General features: G+C 71.7%; 13 protein-coding genes. 6 read left to right on the forward strand and 7 right to left on the reverse strand.

Annotated features, from left to right (window positions below; genetic code table 11):
• Positions 1-51: 51 nt before the first annotated feature.
• Positions 52-402, reverse strand: a complete 351-nt coding sequence (locus QLQ12_RS23365; RefSeq protein WP_282762601.1) for a histone-like nucleoid-structuring protein Lsr2 — start codon at positions 400-402, stop codon at positions 52-54.
• Positions 403-587: 185 nt separating this feature from the next.
• Between QLQ12_RS23365 and QLQ12_RS23370 the strand changes: the two genes are divergently transcribed.
• The gene (locus QLQ12_RS23370) at positions 588-1019 is read left to right on the forward strand and encodes a hypothetical protein (RefSeq protein ID WP_282762456.1); all 432 of its coding nucleotides are present in this window, start codon (positions 588-590) and stop codon (positions 1017-1019) included.
• Positions 1016-2347 carry a D-alanyl-D-alanine carboxypeptidase family protein gene (locus tag QLQ12_RS23375; protein ID WP_282762457.1) on the forward strand — a complete coding sequence of 444 codons (1332 nt, stop codon included), beginning with the start codon at positions 1016-1018 and terminating at the stop codon, positions 2345-2347. Before QLQ12_RS23370 ends, QLQ12_RS23375 begins: the two co-directional genes overlap by 4 nt.
• Here the strand turns inward: QLQ12_RS23375 and QLQ12_RS23380 are convergent.
• Positions 2344-2844, reverse strand: a complete 501-nt coding sequence (locus QLQ12_RS23380; protein ID WP_282762458.1) for a DUF456 domain-containing protein — start codon at positions 2842-2844, stop codon at positions 2344-2346. The two genes, QLQ12_RS23375 and QLQ12_RS23380, sit on opposite strands and share 4 nt — an antisense overlap.
• A gap of 204 nt (positions 2845-3048) precedes the next feature.
• Between QLQ12_RS23380 and QLQ12_RS23385 the strand changes: the two genes are divergently transcribed.
• Complete coding sequence (locus tag QLQ12_RS23385) at positions 3049-3975, forward strand: sigma-70 family RNA polymerase sigma factor (RefSeq protein WP_282762459.1); 927 nt, start codon at positions 3049-3051, stop codon at positions 3973-3975.
• 92 nt (positions 3976-4067) lie between these two features.
• On the opposite strand, the gene QLQ12_RS23390 is transcribed toward QLQ12_RS23385, so the two are convergent.
• Positions 4068-6389, reverse strand: coding sequence for a HelD family protein (locus QLQ12_RS23390; RefSeq protein WP_282762460.1), 2322 nt, complete (start codon positions 6387-6389; stop codon positions 4068-4070).
• Positions 6390-6627: 238 nt separating this feature from the next.
• Here QLQ12_RS23390 and QLQ12_RS23395 point away from each other — a divergent pair, with 238 nt between their 5' ends.
• Positions 6628-7146, forward strand: a complete 519-nt coding sequence (locus tag QLQ12_RS23395) for a hypothetical protein (protein ID WP_282762461.1) — start codon at positions 6628-6630, stop codon at positions 7144-7146.
• Positions 7147-7202: 56 nt separating this feature from the next.
• Here QLQ12_RS23395 and QLQ12_RS23400 read toward each other — a convergent pair whose 3' ends face one another.
• The gene (locus QLQ12_RS23400; RefSeq protein ID WP_282762462.1) at positions 7203-8057 is read right to left on the reverse strand and encodes a sigma-70 family RNA polymerase sigma factor; all 855 of its coding nucleotides are present in this window, start codon (positions 8055-8057) and stop codon (positions 7203-7205) included.
• A 159-nt stretch (positions 8058-8216) separates the two neighbouring features.
• Here QLQ12_RS23400 and QLQ12_RS23405 point away from each other — a divergent pair, with 159 nt between their 5' ends.
• The gene (locus QLQ12_RS23405) at positions 8217-9830 is read left to right on the forward strand and encodes a DEAD/DEAH box helicase (RefSeq protein WP_282762463.1); all 1614 of its coding nucleotides are present in this window, start codon (positions 8217-8219) and stop codon (positions 9828-9830) included.
• A 206-nt stretch (positions 9831-10036) separates the two neighbouring features.
• Here QLQ12_RS23405 and QLQ12_RS23410 read toward each other — a convergent pair whose 3' ends face one another.
• Positions 10037-10687 carry a hypothetical protein gene (locus QLQ12_RS23410; protein ID WP_282762464.1) on the reverse strand — a complete coding sequence of 217 codons (651 nt, stop codon included), beginning with the start codon at positions 10685-10687 and terminating at the stop codon, positions 10037-10039.
• Positions 10688-10704: 17 nt separating this feature from the next.
• Here QLQ12_RS23410 and QLQ12_RS23415 point away from each other — a divergent pair, with 17 nt between their 5' ends.
• On the forward strand, positions 10705-10881 hold the full coding sequence (locus QLQ12_RS23415; protein WP_282762465.1) for a hypothetical protein: 177 nt from the start codon (positions 10705-10707) through the stop codon (positions 10879-10881).
• Positions 10882-10897: 16 nt separating this feature from the next.
• On the opposite strand, the gene QLQ12_RS23420 is transcribed toward QLQ12_RS23415, so the two are convergent.
• The gene (locus tag QLQ12_RS23420) at positions 10898-11965 is read right to left on the reverse strand and encodes an App1 family protein (protein ID WP_282762466.1); all 1068 of its coding nucleotides are present in this window, start codon (positions 11963-11965) and stop codon (positions 10898-10900) included.
• Positions 11966-12061: 96 nt separating this feature from the next.
• The gene (locus QLQ12_RS23425) at positions 12062-12760 is read right to left on the reverse strand and encodes a hypothetical protein (protein WP_282762467.1); all 699 of its coding nucleotides are present in this window, start codon (positions 12758-12760) and stop codon (positions 12062-12064) included.
• Positions 12761-12800 lie beyond the last annotated feature (40 nt).

The following is a 12800-nucleotide window of genomic DNA, read 5'->3' on the forward strand; positions in this document are numbered from 1 at the left end:
GGTCACGCGCCGTGCCGGTGTAGCACCGGCACGGCGACAACCGTCGCGGAATCAGCGGCCGTGTGCCGCCCGGTAGGCGTTGCTGACCTCCTGCGGAATGCGGCCCCGCTCGGAGATTTTGTGCCCGTTGCTGATCGCCCACTCGCGGACCAGCCGGTTCTCGTCACGCGAACCGGCGGTGCGCACCGGAGCGGCGCCACGCGACGGGATACGCCCCGACGTGGTGCGACCCAGGCGCGTGCCCGCACTGATGAACGGGTCCAGCGCCTTACGCAGCTTTCCGGCATTGGCCTCGGAAAGGTCGATCGTGTAGCCGACGCCGTCGAGACTGAACTCGACCGTCCGATCCGCCTTGTTGCCGTCCAGATCGTCGATCAGGGTGGTGATTACCTGCCGCGCCATAACGACTCCCGAGAAGAATAATTCAACCGCGCCCAGTCTGGCGCGCGACAGGTCCACCGCGCAACTCCTGACCGCGATCCGGCAATTCTTTCCCACCAGTTATCGGAATGGGGCCGGGAATGGGCGCCGAATCCGCCGAAAGCCCGGTTGGCCGTCGCCGGGGGTCCCACGTTAGGGTCGGCGCCATGCAGGAGGAGCAGGCTTCCTGGCGCGAGGAGCAGCGGCGGGCCGTCGCCGTCCGCGCCGCCGCCCTGGAAGCGGACCGGACCGCGGAGGCGCGCCGCGCCGAGGCGCTGCTCGACGAGTTCGTCCACCAGGCCGGCGAGCGTGGGCTGCGGCCGCACGCGCTGACCGCCCGCAGCCTGGACGGCCGGTCGACGTACCAGACACACGTCCGCGGGTGGTACCTGAAATCCGACCGCTCGGTGGCCGTCGGCGAGGACGGGGAGTACTACGTCCTGACCGTCGCCCCGTCGTTGCGGGCCCGGTTCGTCGGCGCCGACCTGTCGCCGAGTCTGGCGCGCCTGATCGTCGGCGCGGGCGGGGGCGACGGGGAGACGATTCCGTTGCAGACCCTGCTGGACCGGCGGCTGGCCGCCGGAGATCGCTGGCCGTGAAAGCCGTCGTGGCCGCGGTGACCGCCGCGCTTACCGCCGCCCTGCTGACCGTGCCCGCTCCCGCCGCCGCTTCCGCGAACAAGGCCGGCCTCACGCACGGCGCCGGACCGGCGAAGAGCGCCGTCGCCCCCGAGATCCCCTGCCCCAAGCCCAAAGTGGCGTTGCCGAGCATGCCGCCCCGGCCCACCCCGCCGGCCGAGGTCGCCGATGACATGGCGGTCGGCGGTCCGGCCCTCGCCACGCACGGCCTGGTCGTTCCCGAGGGCAGCCCGCCGCCGCCCGCGCTCACCGCGACCACCTGGCTGGTCGCCGACCTCGGTTCCGGCCAGGTGCTCGGCGCGTGCGGCCCGCACGTGCACCAGACCCCGGCCAGCGTGCAGAAGATGCTCCTGGCCGCGACCGCGATCAATCAGCTCGACCCGGCCCAGAAGATGACCGTCACCCGGGGCGATCTGAACATCGAGCCGGGCAGTTCAGCGGTCGGCCTGGTGGTCGGCGGCACCTACCAGATCTCGACGCTCTGGCTCGGTCTGATGCTCAACTCCGGCAACGACGCCGCCAACGCCCTCGCCCGGCTGGCCGGTGGTGGCGGCGACGACGGGCAGGCCCGGACCGTCGCGGCCATGAACGCCAAGGCGGCCGAGATCGGCGCCCGCCAGACCCATGCGGTGACTCCGTCCGGATTGGACGGCCAAGGACAATTCACCAGCGCGTACGATCTCGCGCTGATCGCCCGGGTGTGTTTCGCCAGCGACGATTTCCGCAGGTACGTGCTGACGCGGATCGCGAAGATGCCCGCCCAGACGAAACCGAAGGTGGGCGGTTTCCAGTTCCAGAACGAGAACAAACTGATCTACAACTACCCGGGGGCGCTCGGCGGCAAGACCGGGTTCACGACCCTGGCCCGGCACAGTTACGTGGGCGCCGCCACCCGCAACGGGCGGACTCTGGTGGCCACCCTGCTCGGGGCCGAGGCGCGTCCGCTGCGCGGCTGGGAACAGGGCGCCGCACTGCTGGACTGGGGTTTCGCTCTGCCGTCCGGTTCCTCGGTGGGACATCTGGTCACCCCGGAGGAGGTGGCCGCCGCGTCGGCGGCGGTTTCCGCGAGCCCCGCGGCGAGCGGGGACGGCCAGGCCGCCGAGGCAGCCGGCGCCGCACACCCGTCCGGGCCGACCGGGTTCACCGTGGTCGCGGCGGTGTCGGTGGCGGCCACGCTGACCGCCGTCCCGCTCCTGCTGCTGCTCACCCAGCGACGCCGGCGCCGCCTGACCCGCGAAGCCGGCGAGACCCGCGGCGATTCCAGGCCCGGTGAAGCCCGGGCCGGTTAGGCGAAGGCCAGGCCGAAGAGCCAGACCACCGCGATCAGCAGCGCCGAGGCCAACTCCACCAGCAGTGACAGGCCGACCGCGGCGATCGCGGAGCGGGTCGACGGCCAGGCGCGCTCCGAACCCAGGCGGTTGAGCTCGACCAGCCACACGCCGAGCACGAAGCCCAGCACGAGGCCGACGAACGGCACCACGAAGAAGCCGACCAGGCCCAGCACGCCGCCGGCCATCACGGCGCGGGCCGGCACACCGGTGTCCTTGAGCTTCTTGCCGGGCCACAGGAATTTGATCACCAACCCGGCGCCGGCGATCACCGTGGCGACCACCGCGACGGTCAGCCGCGCGCCCCCGGAGCCGTCGCCGAGGATCGCCCAGATCAACACTCCCACCCAGGTGAGCAGCAGTCCGGGAAGCACCGGCACGAGCACACCGATCACCCCGGTCAAGACCACGAGGCCGGAGATGAGGGTGACGGCCGCACCCGTGTCGCTCAGATCCATGCCGACACCTTGCCCCACCTCCGGCAGAAGCCTCAACCAGCCGCCTCGCGCGCCGATGGAAGGCCATCGCGAGGTACAGCGATCCGATGCAACCGGTACGCAACTGTCCGTGACCGGAACGTGCACCCTCCGAGGTTGAAAGTTTCTCTTGTCAGCCGGTGCCACCCAGCCAGGGGCGCCGACGAGCAACCGGGGGAAACAAAAATGACCAGCACCGTGACGACCGCTGCCGACATGATCGCCGACACCGCTTCCGCCACGCCCGTGCTCTCCGTCGCGGAGCAGGAGGAACTGATCCGCACGCACATGCCGCTGGTCGGCCACCTGGTGCGGGACATGCTCAGCCGTATCCCCAACCACATCCACCGCGACGACCTGACCAGCGCCGGCCTGCACGCCCTGGTCACCGCCGCCCGCAGCTGGGACCCGGCCCGCGGCGTCCCCTTCAACCGCTTCGCCGGCACCCGGATCCGCGGCGGCCTGCTCGACGAGCTGCGCGCCCTGGACTGGGCGACCCGCTCGGTGCGGTCCAAGGCCCGTAACACCGACGTGACCCGCCAGCAGCTCACCACCACGCTGGGCCGTCAGCCGTCGCCGGAGGAGCTGGCGCAGGCGCTCGGCACCACCACCACCGAGCTGCACCAGACCGACACCGACGTGCAGCGCGCCACCGTGCTCTCGCTGCAGGGCTTCACCACCAGCAGCGCCGACGACCTGGTCACCGAGCGCGACCCGGGCCCGGAGGAGATGCTGCTGCGCCGCGAGCAGATCGGCTACCTGCACCACGCCATCGGCTCGCTGCCGGAGCGCCTGCAGACCGTCGTCAACGAGTACTTCCTCCAGGAGCGCCCGATGGCGGACATCGCCGCCGACCTGGGTGTCACCGAGTCGCGCGTGTCGCAGCTGCGCGCCGAGGCCCTGTCGCTGCTGCGCGACGGCCTCAACACCCACCTCAACCCGGAGATGGCGCCGGTCCCGGACAACCCGGAGAGCATCACGGCCCGCCGCCGCGCCTCCTACTACGCCAACATCGCCAGCAACACCACCATGCAGAGCCGTCTGGCGATGACCAACGCCCACGGTCACACCGCGATCGGCCGTGGCTTCAAGCCGGTCCAGCAGGTCGCCTGACACCTTCATGAACATGGGCTCGGCGTCTTCTCGACGCCGAGCCCATCGTCATGCCCACGGAGCGCGCCCGGCCGGCACGCGGGTGAGCGGGGTCAGGCCAGGGAGGACAGCACCTTGGGCAGGTCGGTGGTGTGCAGGATGCCGAGACGGCGGGTGGCACGGGTGACGGCGACGTAGAGGTCGGACAGGCCGCGCGGCGACTCGGCGATGATCTCGTCCGGGGCGACCACCAGCACCGAGTCGAACTCGAGGCCCTTGGCCTGCCGAACGGTCATCAGGACGACGTGGTTGAGCAGGTCGGGCTGCTCCCCCACGGCCGCGCCGGGAACCGAGGCGACCAGCTCGGCGCCGAGCGAGGCCTCCAGACTCTCCGGCACCAGAATGCCGAGGCGGCCCTCCTCGCTGAGGGCGGCCTCCTTGCGGACGTCCGCGATCAGCTCGACGGCGAGAGCGGCCGGCGCCACCCGCCGCGCCCACGGCGACACACCCGCCGAACGGACCGACCGGGGCGGCCGCAGCGCGGGGTCGACGGCGGCGAGCACGTCGGCCGCGACCGCCATCACCTCGGACGGGGTCCGGTAGTTGACGCTCAGTTCGACCAGTCGCCAGCGCTGCGCCACGTACGGCTCGAAGACCTGCTCCCAGGTGGTGGTGCCGGCCAGCTCGGAGGTCTGGGCGACGTCGCCGACCGCGGTCATCGACCGGCTCGGGCACCGTCGCATGAGCAGCCGCCAGGCCATCGGCGAGAGCTCCTGCGCCTCGTCGACGATCACGTGCCCGAACACCCAGGTGCGGTCGGCCGCCGCCCGCTCGGCCGCGGTCCGGGTGTCGATCACCTCGTGCCGCTCGACGAACGCGCCGGCGTCGACGACGTCGAGCGCGGACAGGATCTCGTCCTTCTCAGCGCCCTCGTCCTCGAAGTCGAGCGACCGGGAACCCTCGACGATCTCCAGGACGCCTTCGGCGTACTCGATGGCGGCCCTTCTCTGACGCTGCTGCTCGCGCACCTTGAGGGTGTCGTCGATGCCGAGGAGTTCGGCGAGCTCGTCGAGCAGCGGCACGTCGGCCGGCGTCCAGCCGGCCGACCGGTCGCGCAGCAGCAGCGCGCGTTCCTCCGGTGTGCAGCCGGCCGACTCCAGGCGGTCGGCGTCGCTGAGCAGGTCACGCAGCACCTGGCGCGGGGTGAGCACCGGCCAGAACTCGAAGAGCGCGGCCTGCACGTCGACGTCCTCGCGCAGTTCCCGGCGGGTCTCGGCGAGGTCGGCCTCGGAGAGCAGGTTCTCGCCGCCGAGCGGGTCGGCGCCGATCCGCTCGGCGATCTGCCGAGAGAGCTGGTGGATGGCCTCGGTGACGAAGATCTGCCGGGCCACGTTGTGCGGACGCTCCGAGCGGCGGGCCGCGGAGCGGGCGTCCTCCAGCACGGCGCGGTCGATGCGCAGCGGGTAGCCGTCGTGGTCGACCTCGACGAACTCGTCCGGCACGGTCTGCCGGTCGGCGACCGCGTTGTCCAGCACGTCCAGCATGTGCAGCGAGCCCTTGAGAGCGGCGGTGGCCGGCGGCTCGACGGCGCGGGCGCGGACCCCGGGGAACATGTCGCCGAGGGTGGCCAGCAGCACACCGGTCTCGGCCAGTGACGGCAGCACCTGGGAGATGTAGCGCAGGAAGGTGGTGTTCGGCCCGAGGATCAGCACACCGGTGCGGGTGAGCTGCTCGCGATAGGTGTAGAGCAGGTACGCCGCCCGGTGCAGGGCGACCGCGGTCTTGCCCGTGCCCGGCCCGCCCTGCACGACCAGCACACCCGGCAGCCCGGAGCGGATCACCTCGTCCTGCTCGGCCTGGATGGTCTCGACGATGTCGCGCATCCGGCCGGTCCGGTTCGCGGTCAGCGCGGAGAGCAGCGCCGCCTCACCCGTCACGTCCTCGCGGCCGGTGCCGTCGCCGGCGGAGATATCGAGGACCTCGTCGTCGATGCCGGTCAGCACGCGCCCGCGCGTGCGCAGGTGCCGCCGCCGCCGGACACCGTCGGGGTTGACCGCGGTGGCGAGATAGAACGACCGGGCGGCCGGGGCGCGCCAGTCCACCAGAAGGGGGTCCCGGTCGCGGTCCTCGGCGAAGAGCCCGATCCGGCCGATGTAGCGGGGATGCGGGGCCGTCGAGAAATCGAGGCGCCCGAACAGGAGGCCGTTCTCGACGGAATTGAACTGTGCCAGTTGCTCGGCATAGTGGGCGCGGGTGGCCTCCCGCTGGGTCCGGCCCTGCGGGGTGCCGCCCGCCTCCAGCAGGATCCCGCGTAACCGGTTGTCGGCCTGCTCACGCAATTGATCCAGTCTCTGGTAGAGCGCGGTCAAGTACGCCTGCTCGGAATCGACGTCGGCGTTCGAGCTTGACAAAGTCGCCCCTTTTCGTGCTATCATTCCGGCGTCCGGCAGCCATTCTTATGGTTGCCTTCTGTGTTTCTGGGAAGACCTTCGGTGCCTCTGGGGATACATTCCGTGTTTCCGTGAATACATTCTGTATTAGCCGCGAAGCGATCGGCAAACGACCAGAATAGCCGAGGCCCGACGGGTTACGGTCCGGGGCACAAGTGTCCGGAACCCGTCAACGACACGCCGGGCCCGTTACGCGTAGCGGCCGCGAGACATTAACCGGGACATGGACAACCACCTCCCGTACCGACGTCTCGGCGCCCTGGCCCTCGCCGCGGTTGCCACCCTCACCTTCTCCGCCGCCTGCTCCGAGGAGAGCAAGGAACCCGCCGGCGACACCGCCGCCGCGGCCGCCGCCGGAGGACCTGAGCAGAAGACCCTGGAAGGCGCGAAGAACGCCGCGCAGACGGTGTTCGACCGGTTCAGCGGGGGCGACTTCGCCGGCGCGTGGGAGATGTACACCTCGGCCGGCAAGCAGTCGATCAGCAAGGACGACTACGTCAAGCTGAACACCGCCTGCTCGCGCAAGGGGCTGGCGATCCAGCTCACCAGCGCCCGGATGGAGGGCACCGACAAGGCCATCGTGATCGCGAAGCAGCTGGTCGCGGCCCAGTCGTACGTCATGGTCTACGAGCAGGACGCCTGGAAGCTGGAGCCGGCCAAGGAGGGCCTCGCCCTCTACAAGATGGGCGCCGAGAAGGCGATCGCCGCCCAGAAGAAGGCCGGCACCTGCGCCAACGCATGAGTTTTTCGGGGCCCGCCACGAACCGCGGCGGGCCCCGCACCACCGGTGAAGTCCTTTTAGCCGACCGCTACCGGCAAGCCGTCCAGGCTGGTCATGGCGAGCCGGGACCGCAGGGTGCCCCGATTCGCGATCTTGTCGTAGTACGCGGCACGCCGACGGGCCACGCAGCCCTCCTTCGGCGGGTTCTCCGCCGCCAGCGCCGGGTCGAGGTGGGTGTTCAGCCCGTCCCGGAGCAGGACCAGCGCCTCCGCCCGCAACTGCGACACCCGGGACTCGCTGACGCCGAGGTCGGCGGCGATCTGGGCCATCGGGCGCTCCTCGAAGAAGTAACCGGACACCACCACCCGCAGCCGTTCCGGCAGCGCGTCGACGGCGTGCCGCAGGTAGCCGAACCGTTCCCGGCGCAGCAGCATCTCCTCCGGGCCGGCGCCCGGCTCGGTGACGATGTCGTCGGCCGTCGTCGTCGCGAACCCCTGGAGGCTGAAGACGGTGGCGCGGTGCACATCGCCCTCACCGTGCTCGATGTCCTCCACGGTGCAGCCGAGCTTGTCGGCCACCTCCTGCACGGTCGGGGTGCGGCCCAGTTCGGCCGTCAGCTCCTGCCGGGCGGCGTCGGTACGCCGGGCCCGCTGCCGTACCGACCGGCTGGCCCAGTCCAGACCGCGCAACTCGTCCAGCAGCGCGCCGCGTACCCTGGCCGCCGCGAACCGCGGGAAGGGCACGCCGCGCTCCGGGTCGAAGCCGCGAGCGGCGGCCACCAGGGCGGCGTAACCTGCCGACAGAAGGTCATCTCGGTTGACGTGCGCGGGAACGCGAGCGAGCATTTCCCGGACCAGGTGCCCGACGAGCGGCATGTTCGCCCGGACGATGTCCTCGCCACGCCGCTCGATGGCCGGTGTCTCACCGCTCATCAGAGGTCTCCTCAGGTACCGGCCGGTGGGGGGATCTCCGGCGCTGAGGAAAAGATGAATGGTGCTGAGTGCCACGAGGTTCGCCTCGAGGTGCGAGGCGGTTGCAGAGTGTGCCGAGCTACAGTGATCAGCAGTCGACCATCCGGAGTTTCCATTTTTATGACGACCTTCACCGAGCTCGGCGTGCCCGCCGTCCTCAACACGGCACTCACGCGGCTCGGGATCACCACCCCGTTCCCCATCCAGGCGGCCACCCTGCCCGACACACTGGCCGGCCGCGACGTTCTGGGACGGGGGCGCACCGGATCGGGCAAGACGTATGCGTTCGTGATCCCTCTGGTGGCCCGCCTGGCCACCTCCAAGACCCCGACACGGCCCGGCCGCCCGCGGGCGCTGATCCTCGCGCCCACCCGCGAGCTGGCCACCCAGATCGAGGCGACGCTGCGCCCGCTCGCTGACGCGGCCGGGCTGCGCACTCTCGTGGTGTTCGGCGGCGTCGGGCCGAACCCGCAGATCAAGGCCCTGAAAGCGGGCGTCGACGTGCTGGTGGCCTGTCCGGGCCGGCTCGACGACCACATCCGCAGCGGGCACGCCTCACTCGACGCGGTCGAGGTGACCGTGCTCGACGAGGCCGACCACATGGCCGACCTCGGCTTCCTTCCGGTGGTGCGGCGGCTGATGTCGCAGACCCCGGCCGGCGGCCAGCGGCTGCTCTTCTCGGCCACCCTGGACAACGGGGTGGACGTGCTGGTGCAGAAATTCATGCGCAAGCCGGTCACGCACCACGTCGACTCGGCTGCCCAGGCACCGGTCGAGATGGACCACCACGTGCTGCACGTCCGCGACGACGACCGGCTCAACATCCTGGTCGAGCTGCTGTCGGCGCCCGGGCGCACGGTGGTGTTCACCCGCACCAAGCGGCGCGCCAAGGTGCTCACCCGGCAGCTGAACGCGGCCGGGGTCCCGGCCGTCGAGTTGCACGGCAACCTGGCGCAGAACGCCCGCAACCGCAACCTGTCGGCGTTCTCCGACGGCACCGCGGGCACCCTGGTCGCCACCGACATCGCGGCCCGGGGCATTCACGTCGACGACGTGAGCCTGGTCATCCACGCCGACCCGCCGGTCGAGCACAAGGCCTACCTGCACCGGTCCGGCCGGACCGCGCGGGCCGGCAACCGCGGCACGGTCATCACGCTGATGTCCGACGAGCAGCAGGCCGACGTGCGCGACCTGACGCGCAAGGCGGGCATCCGGCCGGTCACCACCCGTACCCGGCCGGGCGACACCCTGCTCGCCGAGCTGGCACCGGGCGAGCGCGTCTTCGTCACCCCGGCGCCCGCGGCGCCGGAGAGCCGTCAGGCGGGTCCCGCCCGCCGGAACGAATCCGCGGACTCACCGGCGGAGGACAACTCACGGGCTCGCTCACGCCGGCCCCGCCGCGGCGCCGGCACCGGCGCCTCGCCGGGTTCCTCCGCCACCGGTTCCCAGGGCGGCCAGGGGCGCGGCACACGCCAGAACAACGTCGGCGACCAGGGTGCGGGCAAGCCGCGAGGCGCCGGCCAGGAACGCGGCGGCGAACGGGCGGCCGGCACGGGTCAGGCCCGCGGGACAGGCCGGGCCCAGCGCGGCCCGGCACGGGCGGCCGGTTCCGGGCAGACCCGTGCATCCGGTTCGGACCACCGATCGGGTACGCCCCAGCAGCGTCCCACCTCGGCCGGTGGCGGAGCGGCAGCGTTCTCGTCCCGGGGTGGCGGCCGGCGCACCGGTCGCTGACCGGACCACCGTTTCAGCTCAGTCAAAGTTCGGCCGTCGCTCACGCGGCGGCCGAACTGCTTTCCGCCCCACCTTCGGCGTTCGGCCTGCCGGCGCCCCGTTCGGAGCGCCGGTCAGCCGGCCGGGACGGCGTAGAGGTCGAGTTCGATCCGGACGGTGCGGGCGCACGCGTACCCATGGGGTCATTCTGCGCCGCTCGCGGCGGGTCAGGCTTCGGGCACGCGGACCGCGATCTCCTCCCCCAGGGTGAATCCGGCGCAGAGTTCCAGTTCGTCGCCGCTCCAGAAGCGGCCCGGGTCGTACCAGTTGGCCTTGCGCCCGCGCGGCAGCAACCCCATGTCCTCGTAGGTGACCGCGACCACTTCGGCGCAGTACGCCTTCTCCAGGGTCGCGTCGCTGGGTCGCCGGTCCTGCCAGGGCAGCCGGATCTGCGGCACCCGGCCGCGCGCCCACCGGAGGGCCAGGTGCGAGGTCGACGGGAACGGGGTGCCGTCCAGGCGGGCGACGGTCTTCAGCGCCTTGTCCTCCATCACCCGGGTCACGCCGGGGTCGAGTTGCCGCAGCCAGCCGCGCTGGCCGTACCGCCGGGCCCACACCGTGACTGCGTCACGCAGATCGTGCAGCTGGACGCCGCGCTGGAATCCCCCGGACCACATGTCCGGCAACGATCTGCCGAGCTCGGCGTGCCACATCAGCGGTGGCATGTCCTCGATCACCAGGGACATGCCGACGTGGTTCACCGGGCTGTTGGTCAGGGTCTGGATGGCCCGGTCCGGGCCCGAACGGCCGCGAAAGATCCAGATGTCGCCCGTACGGGTCAGGTCGATGGCCTCATCAAGGCTGAGTTCTGCTCCCACATGTCTATTCTCGGCTGATGCGTTGGTGGAAGATAGCGGGACTGGCGGGGCTGGCGGGAGTCGCGGCGACGGGTGCGGTGATCGCACGCGCTGAGCGGAAGCGCCGGGCGTACACACCGGACGAGATCCGGGGCCGGTTGCACGAGCGGCTGGCCGAGGCGGCCACCAAACCTGAGCTGGAGGACCCCGCCTGATCACTGGCTTCCGCGATCAGTGGCTCTTCTGGCTTTTCGGCACCAGGTGGGTGTCGCGCAGCAGCGACCAGAGCCCGGCGCCGTCGGGGGCCGAGAACCAGGTCTTGCCGCCGGACGGCACGACCTCGGCGGTCTCCGACGGGCCGGGGATCGCGCCGGCCAGCACGGCCTGGGTCGGAGACAGCCGGCGGATCGCCACGGCGGCCACGTTCTCCGGGTGCTCGCGGGCGAACTCGGAGTAGATCTCCTGGTCGTGCTGGCCGTCGTCGCCGATGAGCAGCCAGCGGACGTCCGGGAACTCCTCGGCGAGACGGCGCAGCGACTTGCGCTTGTGCTCCTGGCCGCTGCGGAACCAGCGGTCCGGGGTGGGACCCCAGTCGGTGAGCAGGATCGGTCCGGCCGGGTAGAGGTGGCGGCTGAGGAACCGGGTCAGGGTGGGCGCCACGTTCCACGCGCCGGTGGAGAGGTAGACCACGGGCGAGCCGGGGTTCGCGTTGGCCAGCCGCTCGTAGAGCACGGCCATGCCGGGGACGGCGGCGCGCGCGTGCTCGTCGAGGACGAACGTGTTCCAGGCGGCGAGCAGGGGACGCGGCAGGGTGGTCACCATGACCGTGTCGTCGATGTCGGAGACGACGCCGAACTTGACCGCCGGATCGATCACCCGGATCGGCGCCTCGATGGGGACGGTGCCCTCGGTGGAGAGCCGGGCGCAGCCCCAGCCGGGATCGAGGTCACCCTTGACCTTGACGTCGAGGTAGCCGCTGCGGTCGGTCCGTGCCTCGGTGACGGTGTCGCCGAGTTCGATGCGGACCAGGGCGCTGCTCACCGGGGTGGTGGTGAAGCTGCGCCAGCCGCGGACCTTCTCCCGGCGCCTGCTGACGGTGCCGGGACGGGCCAGCAGCACGCGGGCCATCACCCGGGCCCAGCCGGGAGCGCCGTAACCGGTGTACGCGGTGATGTACGGCTTCCAGCCGCGCACGCGCAGGCGGCGCTCGACCATCTCGTGGACGGCGTCCTCGATCAGGGCGGCCCGGTGCACCCGGACCACAGGCGAGGATCCACCCGCCGGAGTTATCGTCACCATCGCCTCCTCGCCGATCACCGCCGCCGCCCCGCCCGGCCACGTTACCCGGCGGCTGTCACAGTCCGCTGGGAACGGTGCGCGGCTCCGGGGTGGACGTCAGGCGGCGGCGGGCAGTTCCGTGGGTGTCCACTGCTCGGTCCGCCGCTGGTCGGCCTGTTCCGCCTCGGGGCCGCGCAGGCGGGCGGCGGCCGCGTCGGCACGCAGACCGCGCAGCGTCTCGGCGGCGGCCTCGGCGCCGCGCCAGGCGGCGCGTTCGGTCTCGACGGCCTGCCGGTACGCCTCGAAGCGGTGCTCGCGGACGGCGTTGTAGAGGGCCGCCTCCTGCTGCACCGGGTGCAGCCGGGGGTTCCAGCCGCGGTGTGCGAACACGTCGTTGAGCTGGGCGATCGACAGGTCCTGGGTCCGGCACAGTTCGGTGGCGGCCCGATGCAGGTAGCGCTGCCGGTCGATGTTGTCGCCCGGCTTGCGGCGGCGGCTCATCAGTGGGAACGCGGTGGTGGCGGCCATCCGGCGGGTCGTCTCGGACGCCTGCTCGTAGGCCGCCCAGGTCTCGTCGACCGCCTGCTGGGCGGCCAGCCACTCGGCGCGGCGGCGGGCGGCCGCCTCGGCCGCCTCGGCCGCCTCGGCCTCCAGTAGTGCGGCGAACCGGTTCTCCTCGGTGGCCGGTTCGGGCGCGTGGACGCCGCGGGGCACGGCCGCGGCGGCGACCGCGACGGCCAGGGCGAGCAGGATGGTGAGCCAGATCGCGGTGGCCTGCGGCACCGCGCTCAGAAAGGCTTGCAGGACGGATTCCATGGAGCACCCCCAGTTAGGTCGGTCGACAGCCGGCGGCGAC

It is taken from the genome of Actinoplanes sandaracinus (assembly GCF_030009775.1).
GTDB lineage: Bacteria > Actinomycetota > Actinomycetes > Mycobacteriales > Micromonosporaceae > Actinoplanes > Actinoplanes sandaracinus.